The following is a 13,308-nucleotide window of genomic DNA, read 5'->3' on the forward strand; positions in this document are numbered from 1 at the left end:
CGTCCCGCTGTCAGTTGTCCACAGGCGAGTGACACGAATCGGTAACGGCGGCAAGAATGCGGGAGTGGTGTCACGCGGAACTTTTCCCGCGTGGTGTCCGTGATTCGGGGTGGGCCGGGCCGCACAGTAAGGCGTCGGCCCGGGACATTTGGGGTCCCCCGCTCCTTGTGGAGCGCGGGGAAGGGCCGAGGAGGGCCGGGTGACGACCTATGACGATCGAGCGAGCCTCACTGATCTGACCGCCGTGGTGGAGCGCGTGCGGAGTTCGGTGGAAGGCGTGATCGAGGGAAAGCCCGAGGTCGTACGGCTCTCGCTGACCGTGCTGCTCGCCGAGGGACATCTGCTCATCGAGGATGTCCCGGGAGTCGGCAAGACGATGCTGGCCAAGGCGCTGGCGCGGTCCATCGACTGCTCGGTGCGGCGGATCCAGTTCACGCCGGACCTGCTGCCCTCGGACATCACCGGTGTGTCCATCTGGGACCAGCAGCGCCGCGACTTCGAGTTCAAGCCGGGCGCCATCTTCGCGCAGGTGGTGATCGGCGACGAGATCAACCGCGCGTCGCCGAAGACGCAGTCCGCGCTGCTGGAGTCGATGGAGGAGCGCCAGGTCACCATCGACGGCAAGACCTACGAACTGCCCAGCCCGTTCATGGTCGTGGCGACGCAGAACCCGGTCGAGATGGAGGGCACCTACCCGCTGCCGGAGGCCCAGCGCGACCGTTTCATGGCGCGCGTCTCGGTCGGCTACCCGAGTGCGGAGGCCGAGCTGCAGATGCTGGACGTGCACGGCGGCGTCTCCCCGCTGGAGGACCTCCAGCCGGTGGCGCACGCGCACGAGATCCTCAAGCTCATCGAGGCGGTGCGCGACGTGTACGTGGCCGAGCCGATCCGCCGGTACGCGGTGGACCTGGTCGCCGCCACCCGCACGCACCCCGACCTCAGACTCGGCGCCTCGCCGCGCGCGACGCTGCACCTGCTGCGCGCGGCGAAGGCGGCGGCGGCCCTCGGCGGCCGGGACTACGCGCTGCCGGACGACGTGCAGGCACTCGCCGTGGCCGTCCTCGCCCACCGGCTGCTGCCCACCGCCCAGGCCCAGCTCAACCGCCGCACCGCCGAGCAGGTGGTGCAGGACATCCTCCAGCGCACCCCGGTGCCCGCGGACCGCCCCCGAACGCCCGCGGACGCCGCGCGGCGGAGCGGTCCCGGCCGTCCGGAGTTCGGCCAGCAGCCGCCCCGGAGGCTGTGATGACCACCGCCGGCGCCGTCCACGCGGACGGCGACAGGGGCGGCCGGAGCGGGGTCAGGACGGCCCTGGCGGGGCTCACCACCCGGGGGCGTTCCTTCCTGGCCGCCGGCGTGGCCGCCGCGATCTGCGCGTACGTGCTCGGACAGAGCGACCTGCTGCGGGTCGGGCTGCTGCTGGCGGTGCTTCCGCTGGTGTGCGCGGCCGTGCTCTACCGCACCCGCTACCGGGTCGCCGGCAGCCGCCGGCTCTCCCCCGGGCGGGTGCCCGCCGGCTCCGAGGCGCGGGTGCACCTGCGGATGGAGAACGTCTCGCGGCTGCCCACGGGCCTGCTGATGCTCCAGGACCGAGTGCCCTACGTGCTCGGCCCGCGCCCGCGGTTCGTCCTGGACCGGGTGGAGGCGGGCGGGCGCCGGGAGGTGTCCTACCGGGTCCGCTCCGACCTGCGCGGCCGTTATCCGCTGGGGCCGCTGCAGCTGCGGCTGTCCGACCCGTTCGGGATGTGCGAGCTGGCCCGGTCCTTCTCCACGTACGACACGCTGACGGTGATCCCGCGCGTGGAGCCGCTGCCGCCGGTGCGGCTGAGCGGCGAGGCGAAGGGCCACGGCGACGGGCGGCAGCGCGCGCTGGCGCTGGCCGGCGAGGACGACGTGATCCCGCGCGGCTACCGCTACGGCGACGACCTGCGCCGGGTGCACTGGCGCTCCACCGCCCGCTACGGCGAGCTGATGGTGCGCCGCGAGGAACAGCCGCAGCGCGCCCGGTGCACGGTCCTGCTGGACACCCGGACCGTCGCCTACGCGGGCGCCGGGCCGGACTCGGCGTTCGAGTGGGCGGTGTCGGGCGCTGCGTCCGTGCTGGTGCACATGCTGGAGCGCGGTTTCTCGGTGCGGCTGCTGACCGACACCGGCACCTCGGTGCCGGGCGAGGGTTCCGACGGGTTCGCGGGGGTGAACCAGGAGTCGGCGGACGCGGCCGGGCTGATGATGGACGCCCTCGCCGTGGTGGACCACTCCGACGAGGAGGGCCTGTCCCGCGCCTACGACGTGCTGCGCGGCGGGAGCGAGGGGCTGCTGGTCGCCTTCCTCGGCGATCTGGACGAGGAGCAGGCCGCGGTGCTCGCCCGGATGCGGCAGCGCAGCGGAGGCGCACTCGCCTTCCTGCTGGACAGTGGGGCCTGGCTGCGGGAACCGTCCGACGTACCCGGTGCGTCGGACCGGCGCGGGGAGTGGCTGAGGATGCTGCGCGAGGCGGGCTGGACGGCGCTGGGCGTGCCGCGGGGCGCCTCGCTGGACGAGCTGTGGCGGCAGGCGGACCGGGAGCGTTCGGGCCTGGCCGCGGCGAGCGGTGGGGAGGGACCGTGATCAGCGGGCGGGCGAGGCTGGCACTGTGCGCGTGGGCGGCCACACTGATGACGGCGTGCGCCCTGTTGCCGTTGGTCGACCCGGCGACCTGGATCCTCCAGGCGGCGTTCCTGCTGGCGGTGCAGTCGGGCGTGGGCGCTGCGGCCCGGCGGGTGCCGCTGGCGCGTCCGCTGACGGTGGCGGCGCAGGTCCTGGTGACGCTGGCGCTGCTGACCCTGGTGTTCGCGCGTGAGCACGCCCTCGCCGGGCTGATACCCGGGCCGGACGCCCTGCGTTTCTTCGCCGGGCTGCTGGAGCAGGGCGGGGACGACGTCGGCCGGTACGCGATCCCGGCGCCGCTGTCCGACGGCATCCGGCTGATGCTGGTCGGCGGCGTCCTGGTGATCGGGCTGCTGGTGGACATCCTCGCGGTGACCTTCCGCAGCGCGGCCCCGGCCGGGCTGCCGTTGCTCGCCCTCTATTCGGTGGCCGCGGGGCTGTCCGACAACGGCATCGACTGGCTGTGGTTCCTGCTGGCGGCGGCCGGCTACCTGATGCTGCTGCTCGCCGAGGGCCGGGACCGGCTCTCCCAGTGGGGGCGTGTGTTCGGCGGGGCGCCGGGCCCGGGCGGGGACTCGCCCGGCGCCGTCGCACCGGTGCGCACCGGGCGGCGGATCGGCGCGGTCGCGCTGGGCATCGCCCTGGTGGCGCCGCTCGGCCTGCCCGCGATGAACGGCGGCCTGCTGGACCCCGCCGGTGCGGGGGCCGGAGCGGGCGCCGGCGGGGGCGGCACCATCTCGGCGGTGAACCCGCTGGTGTCGCTGCGCGACTCGCTGAACAGGGACGAGGACCGCCAGGTCATGTCGGTGCGTTCCGAGCTGACGGACGTGTCGGACCTGTATCTGAGGATCGTGTCCCTGGACGACTTCGACGGCACCACGTGGAAGCCGTCGAAGCGGTCCATCACCACCGTCCCCGACGGCGCGTTCCCGACGCCGCCGGGCCTCGGCGCCGACACCGAGCGCACGGAGATCGGCACGACGGTCTCGACCGCCGACTGGTACGCCCAGGACTGGCTGCCCATGCCGTACCCGCCGAGCGGGGTGAGCATCCGGGGCAACTGGCGCTACGAACCCGTCGGCATGACGCTGGTCGGCGACCACGGGCAGAACACACGCGGTCTGACCTACGAGGTACGCAGCCTCCACGTGCGGCCCACGGCGGAGCAGCTGGCCGACGCGCCGGAGCCGGCGCCCTCGCTGCGGCGCGAGTACACCGAGCTGCCGGACTCGCTGCCGACCGTGGTGTCCCGCACCGCCCGCGAGGTCACCGAGGGCGCGGCCAACGCCTACGACCGGGCGGTCAAGCTCCAGGAGTACTTCACGCTGACCGGCGGCTTCGAGTACGACACCGAGGTCGACGTCGGCAGCGACTCGCAGGCGATCGCCCGTTTCCTGCGGGACAGGCAGGGCTTCTGCGTGCACTTCTCGTTCGCGATGGCGTCGATGGCCCGTTCGCTGGGCATACCGGCGCGGGTCGCGGTGGGCTTCGCGCCCGGCACCCCGCAGGCGGACGGCACGGTCGCGGTCGGGCTGCGGGACGCGCACGCCTGGCCGGAGCTGTACTTCGAGGGTGTGGGCTGGACCCGGTTCGAGCCGACCCCGACCCGCGGTTCGACGCCGTCGTACACCGTGCAGGACACCGCGGAGAACACGGTGCCCGATCCCGCACGGCCCTCACAGGCCGCGCCCACGGAACCGTCGGCGGAGCCCTCGGCGAGCGAGAGCTGCACGGCGGAGCGGAGGAAGCTGGGGGCGTGCGAGAGCGAGTCGCCGCAGGCGGCCCTGCCCACCGGCGACGACGGACCGAAGTGGTACGCGCTGCTGGGATGGGTGCTGGCCGGTCTCGTGGTGCTGGTGCTGCCGCTGGCGCCGATGCTGTGGCGGGCGAGGACCCGGGCGGTGCGGCTGGGCGGGCACGGCCGCTCGGAGGCGGAGACGGTGCCGTACGTCCTGGCCGTCTGGGACGAGCTGACCGACACGGCGTGGGACTACGGCATCGCGCCGGACGAGTCGCTGACCCCGCGCGGGGCGGCGGACCGGATCGTGCGACTGGGCCGGCTCGGCCCGGGTGCGGCGGCGTCGGTGCACCGGGTGGCCGATGCGGTGGAGCAGGCCCTGTACGCGCCTCGGCCGCGGGCGACGGCGGGTCTGACGGACGAGGTGCGGGGCGTCGCGGCGGGGCTGCGGTCCTCGGTCAACCGGCGGGCGCGGGTGCGGGCGGTGTTCGCGCCGCGGTCGAGCGTGCGGGTGGTGTGGGCGGTGTCGGCGTGGTGGGCCGGGGTGCGCGGGCGTCTGTCCGCGCTGCGGCCGGACTGGCGTCGGCCGTCACGGCAGCGGGGCTGAGCCTCACCGGTTGCGCGGGGTGAGGGCCGGCCTTGCGGGACGGGGCCGGCCCGCCGGGGGGGTCGGCCGGGAGCGGGCTCGTGCGGCCCTGCGCTCGTGGGGTGCCTTCCCCCGTTCTCGGCTTCGCTCGAGCGGGGCCCCCCTCGCCCGCCCGTGCCGCCCTGGGGTACCTCCCAGGCCCTTCAGGCACGGGGGAGGCATGACTTGCCCGCGGGAACGAAAGCGTGCGGCCGTCCGCAGGGACGGGGGCGCGGCTGACCGCCGGAACGAGGGCAGCCGGTCTCCGTGAGAACGGGGGCATCGGGTCTCCGCGCGAGTGGAGGCATGCGGCCGCCCGCCGGAACGACGGCGCGCGGCTGTCCGCGGGAAGAGGGGGACGCGGCTGTCCGCGGGAATGCATGAGGGGGCGGCCACCGTGTCGGTGGCCGCCCCCTGGGCTTGTCTTCGGGGAAGGCTAGTGTCCGCCCTGCTCGTCGCGGCGGCGCTGCCAGCGTTCCTCGATGCGGTCCATCACGGAGCGGCGCTGTCTGCCCTGGCGTCCCGCCTGCGGCATGCCCGTCGCACCGGCGGCCTGCTCCCCCGGCTTGGGCGCCTTGCGCCAGCCGGTCACCGCGAGGACCGCGCAGCCCAGCATCACGAGGAACCCGACGACACTGAGCCAGACCTGCTGGGCGACCATACCGGCCATGAGGAGCGCAATACCCACGAGGAAGCCCGCGACCGCCTGGTAGACCCGTCGCCGGGTGTACGTACGCAGCCCGCTTCCCTCGAGCGCCGTCGCGAACTTGGGATCTTCGGCGTACAGCGCTCGCTCCATTTGCTCGAGCATGCGCTGCTCGTGCTCCGAGAGCGGCACGGAGTCCTCCTCATCGTGCAGTCGCCGGGGCGACCCGGGGGGGTCCCTTCAGGATAGGCAGGGAATCGCCCCCGTGAAACCCGCCCCTCTGCGCCAATTGGCCAACCGGTGCCCGCCATCACGTCCCGGCCCGCTGAGGCTTCTCATTCCCCGGCGTCCGGCCCGTCATGCCGAGCGGTCTCCCTCGATCATACGGTGCCAAGCCGCCATTCGGGGGGCCTGTGGCGCACTCCATGCGGAGCGGGGCCACCGGGCGCGTCGCTGATCAGCGACGCGCCCCCGCAGCCGCTCAGGCCCCCGGGGCCCCCCGCGTCTCACCGAGCACATGGAGTTGCGTGGCCACGGAGTGGAAGGCGGCGAGTTCGGCCGCCGCGGCCTCCAGCCTCAGCAGCGCGTCCAGGGCCCCGGACTCGGTGTCGACGAGCACACCGGGGACGAGGTCGGCGAAGACCCGCACACCGTGCACGGCGCCGACCGTCAGGCCCGCGTCCTCCACGAGCGCGGTGAGCCGGTCGGCGGTGAAACGGCGCGGCACGGGGTCGCCGGCGCCCCATCGGCCGTCCGGGTCGTCGAGCGCCTGCCTGGCCTCCGTGAAGTGACCGGCGAGGGCGCGGGCGAGCACGGCGCCGCCGAGGCCCGCGGCGAGCAGGCTGAGGACGCCGTCGGGGCGCAGGGCAGCCACCGCGTTGCGGACGCCCTCGGCGGGGTCGTCGACGTACTCCAGGACGCCGTGGCACAGCACGACGTCGTAGCCGCCGCGCTCGGCCACGTCGAAGAGGCCCAGGGCGTCGCCCTGGACGCCCCGGACCCGGTCGGCGACGTCGGCCTCGGCGGCGCGGCGCTCCAGGGCGAAGAGCGCGTTGGGGCTGGGGTCGACGACGGTCACCCGGTGACCGAGCCGGGCCAGGGGCACCGCGAAGTTGCCGCTGCCGCCGCCGGTGTCGAGGATGTCCAGCGCCTGCCGCCCGGTCGCCTTGACCCTGCGTTCCAGGGCGTCCTGGAGGACCTCCCAGACCACGGCGGTACGGAGGGCGGCACGGGGCCGCATCGGGTCCGACACGGTAGTTGACTCCTCGGCGCGGCACCGCCTCTTCCTCGGCGGAGCAATCGGGCTCCCTCCCCTGGCGGGCAGGGCTTCAGGCGCTGTCCACCCTATGGCCTGTGCCGTGGTGGCCGGGCACCTGTCCGCGCTCTCACGGTGCCGGGCGAGGTGTTCCGCCCCCGTCGCCCCTTCTCGTCCCGTCGTCCCCGGGGGTTTCGCCCCCGGGCCCCCGTCCGCGCGGTTCCCCGCGGCCCTGGTGGGGCAGGACCGGCTGGAGGGCCAGCATGCGTTCGACCAGACGGAGGAACATCGCCACGTCGCGTATCAGGTCGTCGGCGTCCCGGTCGCTCGCCGCGCCCCGGATGCCGGCTTCGGCCCGTGCGCGGCGCCGGGCCCCGGAGGCGAACAGAGCGCTCCACTCGGTGAGCTCGGGCGCGACCTCGGGGAGCACGTCCCAGGCGCTCCGTATCCGGGCCCGGGCCCGGGGCGAGGCCTCGGGTCGACCGCGGGCGGCGAGCACGGCGGCGGCGGTGCGCAGGGCGGCGAGGTGAGCCGTCGCGTAGCGCTCGTTGGGGGTGTCGAGGACGGTGGCCTCGTCGAGACCGGCGCGGGCCTGGGCGAGCAGGTCGAGGGCGGCGGGCGGGGCCGTGGCGCGGCGCAGCACGGGGTGGATGTCGCCCGCCGGGCCGTTCAGTGAGGGGGCAGGGCCGGTGGCGCGGCGCCGACGGGCGGCGGCTGCGGACGAGTGGGCCATGACGAACCTCCTGTCGTCTTGGTGACGCCACCCCTACGGAGAGGTGCCGTATGTGCACATCGTGAGGTATGGCACTGACAATCCGTTCTGACCTGGGTTTTTGCTGCGCTCGGCCGTTCGCGCCAGTTTCTGTGCCGACCGGTCGGTTCACAGCAGGAGGACGTGGCGGACGGCCCGCCCGGACTCGCCGTCACCGTCCGGGAGGGCTCCCGTCGAGGCGCTGCGGCGGCTCGTCACGGGCGGCCCCGGGCCGGCTGCGCCCCGAGCCGAGTCCGTGAGCCGACCCGTGAACGGACGGACCGGCGTTCCTGTGACAATCAGGGCCATGGAACGCAGCACCACGCCGGGCGGCAGTGCCCGCCGCGAGGCCACCCGGCAGAAGCTCTACGAGGCGGCCGTCACCCTCATCGCCGAACAAGGCTTCTCCGCCACCACCGTGGACGAGATCGCCGAGCGGGCGGGAGTCGCGAAGGGCACGGTCTACTACAACTTCGCGAGCAAGTCGGTCCTCTTCGAGGAGTTGCTGCGGCACGGGGTCGGTCTGCTGACCGCCTCGCTGCGGGAGGCGGCCGAGCGGACGGCCGGGGAGGGCGGCGGCAAGGTCGACGCCCTGGACGCGATGGTCCGCGCGGGGCTCGTCTTCATCGACCGCTACCCGGCCTTCACCCAGCTGTACGTGGCCGAACTGTGGCGCACCAACCGGGCCTGGCAGTCCACGCTGATGGTGGTACGGCAGCAGGCGGTGGCGGTGGTCGAGGGCGTGCTGCGCGAGGGCGTGGCGAACGGCGAGTTCAGCGAGGAGATCGACGTCCCGCTGACGGCGGCGGCGCTGGTCGGCATGGTGCTGGTGGCCGCGCTGGACTGGAAGTCCTTTCAGCCGGAGCGCTCCCTGGACGACGTGCACTCCGCCCTGTCGCGGCTGCTGCAGGGGCGGGTCAGCGGCCGCCGCTGAGTCCCCGACGGACGAAGGCGCCGGCCCGGGGTGGCCGCGTCCCCCGCGGGCCACCGTCGGACCGGCGCCTTCCTCGCTCCCCCGTACGTCCCCCCGTGGAACCCCCGTGCGGTCGTCCCCCGGGTTCCCCCGTGCCTCGCTCCCACCGGCGGCGCCGGCGGAAGGAGCGGATCGCGGGCCGGCACCGTTCCGGCGCCCCGTGCCGCCGGTTCCGGGACCGGGCCCCTCTCCGTGGTCTCCACTCTCTCGTTCCCGCGGGCCGGCCCCCATCCGCGCGCGTACTCAACTCGGCGGCTAGGTACGGGTACTCAGGGCCGCGCACGCGCCCCCGCGGCCCGGTACCGCCGGCCGGGGCGCGGGTGCCCGGGGACGGGCCGCCGGCGGCGGATAAAGTCCCTGGCATGGCACGGATTGCGGTGATCGGCGCCGGGATGGGCGCGATGGCGGCCGCCGCCCGGCTGGCCGTCGCGGGCCACCGGGTGGCGGTGTACGAGCGGACGGAGACGTACGGCGGTGCGCTGCGCCGTCTCGAGCGGGACGGGTTCGCCTTCGACACCGGCCCCGGGCTGCTCCCGTTGCCGGCGGTCTACCGGGATCTGTTCGTGAAGACCGGCAAGGAGCCGCTGGAGGCGTGTGTCGAGCTGGTCCAGGTCGACCCGTCCTCGCACCACGTGTTCGCGGACGGCACGCGCGTGTCGCTGCCGAACGCCTCCCGCGCGGGCGTCGTCTCCGCACTGGAGGAGAGCCTCGGAGCGGACGCGGCCAGGCGCTGGGGGGACTTCCTGGTGCGGGCGCGGGAGGCCTGGGACCGGTCGCGCCGGCCGCTGCTGGAGGAGCCGCTGTGGCCCAACTGGCAGGTCCTGGCCGAACGCGAGCCGTATCCGGCGGTCCCCCACAGGAAGTTCCTGCGCACGCGTACGGCGGGCACGCTCGCGGAGGTCGGCGCGTGGGAGCTGCGCGACCCCCGGCTGATCGCACTGCTGGAGGGCCATGCGCTGGCGTACGGCCTCGATCCCCGCGCCACCCCCGCGAGCGCGGCGGTGCTGCCGTACATGGAGCACGCCTTCGGCATGTGGTACGTGCGGGGCGGTCTGCGGGAGCTGGCGCGGGCGGTGTACGAGCGGTGCGTGGCCCGCCGGGTGGAGTTCCACTTCGGCGCGGAGGTGGCCGGGGTGAGGCAGGAGGGCGGCCGGGCGGCGGGGCTGGAACTCGCCGGCGGCTCGGTGGTGGAGGCGGACCTCGTGGTCGCCGGGGTGGCCCCCGGGGTGCTGGAGCGGCTGAGCCGGGGGACGCGGGTGCGCGGTGACGACGAGGTCCCGGGCCGGCGGGGGACGGCGAGCCGGGTGACGGTGGCGCTGGCGCTGCGGGGCGGGCGTCCGGAGGGGACCGCGCACCGTACGGTCGTGCACGCGGAGGACCGGGAGGCCGAACTGGAGTCGCTGTCCGGTGCGCCCGGGGGCCTGCCCGCGCGGCCCACGGTCACGGTGCTGCGGCCGGACGACCCGGCGCTGGTGCCGGACGCCGGCCACGAGGCGGTCACGGTGACGTCGGTGGTGCCCGCCGGGGCCGAGGGGGCGCGGGAGGCGCACGCCGGGAATCTGATCGCCGTCGCCGAGCGCGCGGTACCCGGCCTGCGCGACCGGTTGCTGTGGCACGAGGTGCGCACCCCGGCCGACGTCGCCGCGGAGACCGGCGCGGAGGGCGGCGCGGTGCCGGCGCCGGCGCTGGCCGCGGCGGGCGGGCGGCTGCTGCACCCGGCCAACACCACCGGCCTGACGGGGCTGTTCACGGCCGGGGGCTGGTCCCATCCCGGCGGCGGACTCCCGCACGCCGGGATGTCGGGGGCGCTGGCGGCCGGACTGATCGTGGAGGGGCCGGAGTTCCGCGGGTCGCAGTGAGCGCGCTCAGTAGCGGTACTGCTCGTCGTAGCCGGTGCCGCCGCCGTGCGTCTGTCCGTCGCCCTGGTACGGGTACTGCGGCTGCTCGGGCGGGAGTTCACCGCCGTACGCGTCGTCGGTGCTGCGCTGCTGCGGGACCCACAGGCCGCCGGCCGGGGTCTCGCCGCCGTAGCCCTGCTGGGCGTACGGCTCCTGGCCGTAACCCTGCTGGGGGTACTGCTGGGGGTCGGCGTAACCGGTGTCGTACGAGGTGTTCCCGTAGGCCGAGTTGCCGATGTACGGGTCGGAATAGGCCGCGTACTGCTGGCCCGTGGTGTCGTAGCCCTGCTGCTGGCCGTAACCGGAGTAGTCGTAGGCGTGGTTCGGGTCGGCGCTCTGGGCGGCCGCCGCGTACTGGTCCTGGGACGGGGCCGCGTACCCGGTGTCGCCGTAGACCCCGTAGGAGCCGGTGTCGTCGGGCATGGGCTGCGGCTCGTAGACGGCGGTGGTCTCGGCTGCCGCCGGCTGGCCGGAACGGGCGGCGGGGGTGAACACGTCGTCGCGGTCGTAGTCGTCGTCCGTGTGCTGGTCGGTCCGGTCGGTCCGGTCGGTCCGGTCGGTCCGGTCGCGGTGGTCGCGGTGGTCGCGGTGGTCGTCGCCCTCGTCGCCGTGACCGGCGCCGGACGCCTCCGGGTCGGGGACCTCCGGGGTCGGCTCCCGGCGTTCGCGGTCGCCGCGGCGGCCCTTGGCGGCTGCCAGCACCGGCGCGTTGACCGCCCAGCCGGCCGCGAAGCCGCGGCGGAAGGACAGCGTCACGTAGGTCTGGCCGACCGCGAAGGCGGCGGCGCCCAGCCCGATGACGATCACCGACGGGATCAGCACACCGAGCACGACCCCGAGGAAGCCGGTGAAGGCGAGCAGCCGCCAGCGCAGGCGCGCCTTGTACTGCAGCAGCACCTCACCGAGCAACCACAGCGCGACGCCGCCGAACGCGATGTAGAGGACCGTCCAGCCCATGTACGCCCCTCTCCCAGTGGTCGCTACTCAGTGTGTCGTATATCAGTGCGACCGGTCTAGGCCCGCGGCGGGTGGTGCAGGCCCAGGTTCTCGTAGATTTCCAGAGTCGCCGTGGAGTTGTTGAGCGTGATGAAGTGCAGTCCGGGCACTCCCTCGGCCAGCAGCCGGGCACAGAACTCCGTGGCGAACTCGATACCGATGGAGCGTACCGCCGCCGGATCGTCCTTCGCTGCGAGGATCCGCTCTTTGAGGGCCTCCGGGAACACGGCGTTACTGAGCCTCGGCAACCTCTCCAGCATCTTCACGCTGGTCACCGGCATGACCTCGGGGATCACCGGGGTCGCGCAGCCCGCCGCGTGGACTCGGTCACGCAGCCGCAGATAGGACTCGGGCCGGAAGAACATCTGGGTGATCGCGTAGTCCGCGCCGGCCCGGCACTTGTCGACGAAGCGGGCGACGTCGGTGTCCCAGTCGGCTGACCGCGGGTGCATCTCCGGGAAGGCGGCGACGCCGACGCAGAAGTCGCCCGACTCCTTGATGAGCCGGACGAGTTCGGCGGCGTAGGTCAGCCCTTGCGGGTGCGGCACCCAGTCGCCCATCGGGTCGCCGGGCGGGTCGCCGCGCACGGCGAGCATGTTGCGGATCCCGGCGTCGGCGTACTGGCCGATGATGTTGCGCAGCTCGGCGACGGAGTGGTCGACCGCGGTGAGGTGGGCGACCGGGGTGAGGGTGGTGTCGGCGACGATCTGCTGGGTCTCCTTGACCGTGCCGGCGCGCGTGGAGCCGCCCGCGCCGTAGGTCACGGAGACGAAGTCCGGCGCGACCGCCTCGACCCTGCGCAGCGCGCTCCACAGGTTCCGCTCGCCCTTGGGGGTCTTCGGCGCCGAGAACTCGAACGAGAACGTCGTCTTGCCGGTGGCGAGCATGTCACGCACGGTGCGCGCGCGATCAGTCCTGGTGGATGCGGTTCCGAGGGCCATACCGGCAGGTTAGCCAGGGGGAGGCGCTCCCCCAACCGGATGGGGGATATTTGTCTGGAATGCCGACTTGTTGTCCACCCCTTGGACAAACCTGAGACGGGCGGGGGTCATCCGGCGTCCGCGAGCGCCGCCTGCCGCAGCCGCTTCGCGAACTCGGCCGCCGCCGCGCCCGGGTCGTCCGCCTCGGTGAGGGCCCGTACGACGACGACCCGGCGGGCGCCGGCGTCCAGCACCTCGTCGAGGTTGCCGAGGTCGATGCCGCCGATGGCGAACCAGGGTCGGTCGGTGCCGAGGGCGGCCGTGTGACGGACCAGGTCGAGGCCGGGCGCGGGGCGGCCGGGCTTGGTGGGGGTGGGCCAGCAGGGGCCGGTGCAGAAGTAGTCCACGCCGGGCTGGACGGCCGCCGCGGCGGCCTCGGACCCGGCGTGGGTGGAGCGGCCGATCAGGATGTCGTCGCCGAGGATGGCGCGGGCGGCGGGGACGGGGAGGTCGCCCTGGCCGAGGTGGAGGACGTCGGCGCCGGCGGCGTGGGCGACGTCCGCGCGGTCGTTGACCGCGAGCAGCTTGCCGTGCCGGGCGCAGGCGTCGGCGAGGACCGCCAGGTGCTCCAGCTCCTCGCCGGCCTCCATGCCCTTGTCCCGCAGCTGCACGACGTCGACCCCGCCGGCCAGGACCGCGTCCAGGAACTCCGGGAGATCGCCCTGCCGCGTGCGGGCGTCGGTGCACAGGTAGAGCAGGGCGTCGGCGAGCCGGGCGCGAGCGGTGACGGTCATGCGAGGGTCCCCCCGGGGTGTCGGCGGCGTACGGGCCCGGCGGGCCCGCCGCAGGGGACCCTATGC

At 74.5% G+C, this 13,308-nt stretch carries 11 protein-coding genes; 5 read left to right on the top strand and 6 right to left on the bottom strand.

The genetic code is table 11. The features are described 5' to 3' along the window. Positions 1-199: 199 nt before the first annotated feature. Genes ACZ8ZB_RS09295 through ACZ8ZB_RS09305 form a run of 3 tightly spaced genes read left to right on the top strand, consistent with a single transcriptional unit; the run spans position 200 to position 4,991 of the window. The gene (locus ACZ8ZB_RS09295) at positions 200-1,246 is read left to right on the top strand and encodes an AAA family ATPase (RefSeq protein ID WP_470737222.1); all 1,047 of its coding nucleotides are present in this window, start codon (positions 200-202) and stop codon (positions 1,244-1,246) included. Beyond that, on the top strand, positions 1,246-2,607 hold the full coding sequence (locus tag ACZ8ZB_RS09300; RefSeq protein WP_470737223.1) for a DUF58 domain-containing protein: 1,362 nt from the start codon (positions 1,246-1,248) through the stop codon (positions 2,605-2,607). Before ACZ8ZB_RS09295 ends, ACZ8ZB_RS09300 begins: the two co-directional genes overlap by 1 nt. 47 nt (positions 2,608-2,654) lie before the next feature. Then, positions 2,655-4,991, top strand: a complete 2,337-nt coding sequence (locus ACZ8ZB_RS09305; RefSeq protein ID WP_470741449.1) for a transglutaminase TgpA family protein — start codon at positions 2,655-2,657, stop codon at positions 4,989-4,991. Between the two features lie 454 nt (positions 4,992-5,445). Here the strand turns inward: ACZ8ZB_RS09305 and ACZ8ZB_RS09310 are convergent, their stop codons facing one another. The 3 genes from ACZ8ZB_RS09310 to ACZ8ZB_RS09320 all read right to left on the bottom strand — a co-directional run bounded on the left by ACZ8ZB_RS09310 (position 5,446) and on the right by ACZ8ZB_RS09320 (position 7,643). Continuing rightward, on the bottom strand, positions 5,446-5,847 hold the full coding sequence (locus tag ACZ8ZB_RS09310) for a DUF3040 domain-containing protein (protein ID WP_470737224.1): 402 nt from the start codon (positions 5,845-5,847) through the stop codon (positions 5,446-5,448). A 289-nt stretch (positions 5,848-6,136) separates the two neighbouring features. Beyond that, positions 6,137-6,907: a methyltransferase gene (locus tag ACZ8ZB_RS09315; RefSeq protein ID WP_470737225.1), complete on the bottom strand. Its 771-nt coding sequence runs from the start codon at positions 6,905-6,907 to the stop codon at positions 6,137-6,139. Positions 6,908-7,040: 133 nt separating this feature from the next. Further along, positions 7,041-7,643: an SAV_6107 family HEPN domain-containing protein gene (locus ACZ8ZB_RS09320; protein ID WP_470737226.1), complete on the bottom strand. Its 603-nt coding sequence runs from the start codon at positions 7,641-7,643 to the stop codon at positions 7,041-7,043. Positions 7,644-7,968: 325 nt separating this feature from the next. Between ACZ8ZB_RS09320 and ACZ8ZB_RS09325 the strand changes: the two genes are divergently transcribed. Continuing rightward, positions 7,969-8,595 carry a TetR/AcrR family transcriptional regulator gene (locus ACZ8ZB_RS09325; protein ID WP_470737227.1) on the top strand — a complete coding sequence of 209 codons (627 nt, stop codon included), beginning with the start codon at positions 7,969-7,971 and terminating at the stop codon, positions 8,593-8,595. A 401-nt stretch (positions 8,596-8,996) separates the two neighbouring features. Beyond that, positions 8,997-10,493 carry a phytoene desaturase family protein gene (locus ACZ8ZB_RS09330; protein ID WP_470737228.1) on the top strand — a complete coding sequence of 499 codons (1,497 nt, stop codon included), beginning with the start codon at positions 8,997-8,999 and terminating at the stop codon, positions 10,491-10,493. A gap of 6 nt (positions 10,494-10,499) precedes the next feature. On the opposite strand, the gene ACZ8ZB_RS09335 is transcribed toward ACZ8ZB_RS09330, so the two are convergent. From ACZ8ZB_RS09335 to thiE, 3 genes are all read right to left on the bottom strand, one after another. Beyond that, complete coding sequence (locus tag ACZ8ZB_RS09335; protein WP_470737229.1) at positions 10,500-11,489, bottom strand: SCO2102 family sporulation regulator; 990 nt, start codon at positions 11,487-11,489, stop codon at positions 10,500-10,502. 56 nt (positions 11,490-11,545) lie between these two features. Then, positions 11,546-12,469 carry a methylenetetrahydrofolate reductase [NAD(P)H] gene (gene metF, locus ACZ8ZB_RS09340; RefSeq protein WP_470737230.1) on the bottom strand — a complete coding sequence of 308 codons (924 nt, stop codon included), beginning with the start codon at positions 12,467-12,469 and terminating at the stop codon, positions 11,546-11,548. 107 nt (positions 12,470-12,576) lie between these two features. Beyond that, on the bottom strand, positions 12,577-13,242 hold the full coding sequence (gene thiE, locus ACZ8ZB_RS09345) for a thiamine phosphate synthase (protein ID WP_470737231.1): 666 nt from the start codon (positions 13,240-13,242) through the stop codon (positions 12,577-12,579). Between the last annotated feature and the right edge of the window lie 66 nt (positions 13,243-13,308).

The organism is Streptomyces sp. 12E, assembly GCF_055633275.1.

Bases quoted from the DNA above. Each gene is read 5' to 3' on its own strand.
- ACZ8ZB_RS09300 (WP_470737223.1), top strand. From the start codon at position 1,246: ATGACCACCGCCGGCGCCGTCCACGCGGACGGCGACAGGGGCGGCCGG.
- ACZ8ZB_RS09335 (WP_470737229.1), bottom strand. From the start codon at position 11,489: ATGGGCTGGACGGTCCTCTACATCGCGTTCGGCGGCGTCGCGCTGTGG.
- thiE (WP_470737231.1), bottom strand. From the start codon at position 13,242: ATGACCGTCACCGCTCGCGCCCGGCTCGCCGACGCCCTGCTCTACCTG.
- ACZ8ZB_RS09305 (WP_470741449.1), top strand. From the start codon at position 2,655: ATGACGGCGTGCGCCCTGTTGCCGTTGGTCGACCCGGCGACCTGGATC.
- ACZ8ZB_RS09330 (WP_470737228.1), top strand. From the start codon at position 8,997: ATGGCACGGATTGCGGTGATCGGCGCCGGGATGGGCGCGATGGCGGCC.
- ACZ8ZB_RS09320 (WP_470737226.1), bottom strand. From the start codon at position 7,643: ATGGCCCACTCGTCCGCAGCCGCCGCCCGTCGGCGCCGCGCCACCGGC.
- ACZ8ZB_RS09325 (WP_470737227.1), top strand. From the start codon at position 7,969: ATGGAACGCAGCACCACGCCGGGCGGCAGTGCCCGCCGCGAGGCCACC.
- metF (WP_470737230.1), bottom strand. From the start codon at position 12,469: ATGGCCCTCGGAACCGCATCCACCAGGACTGATCGCGCGCGCACCGTG.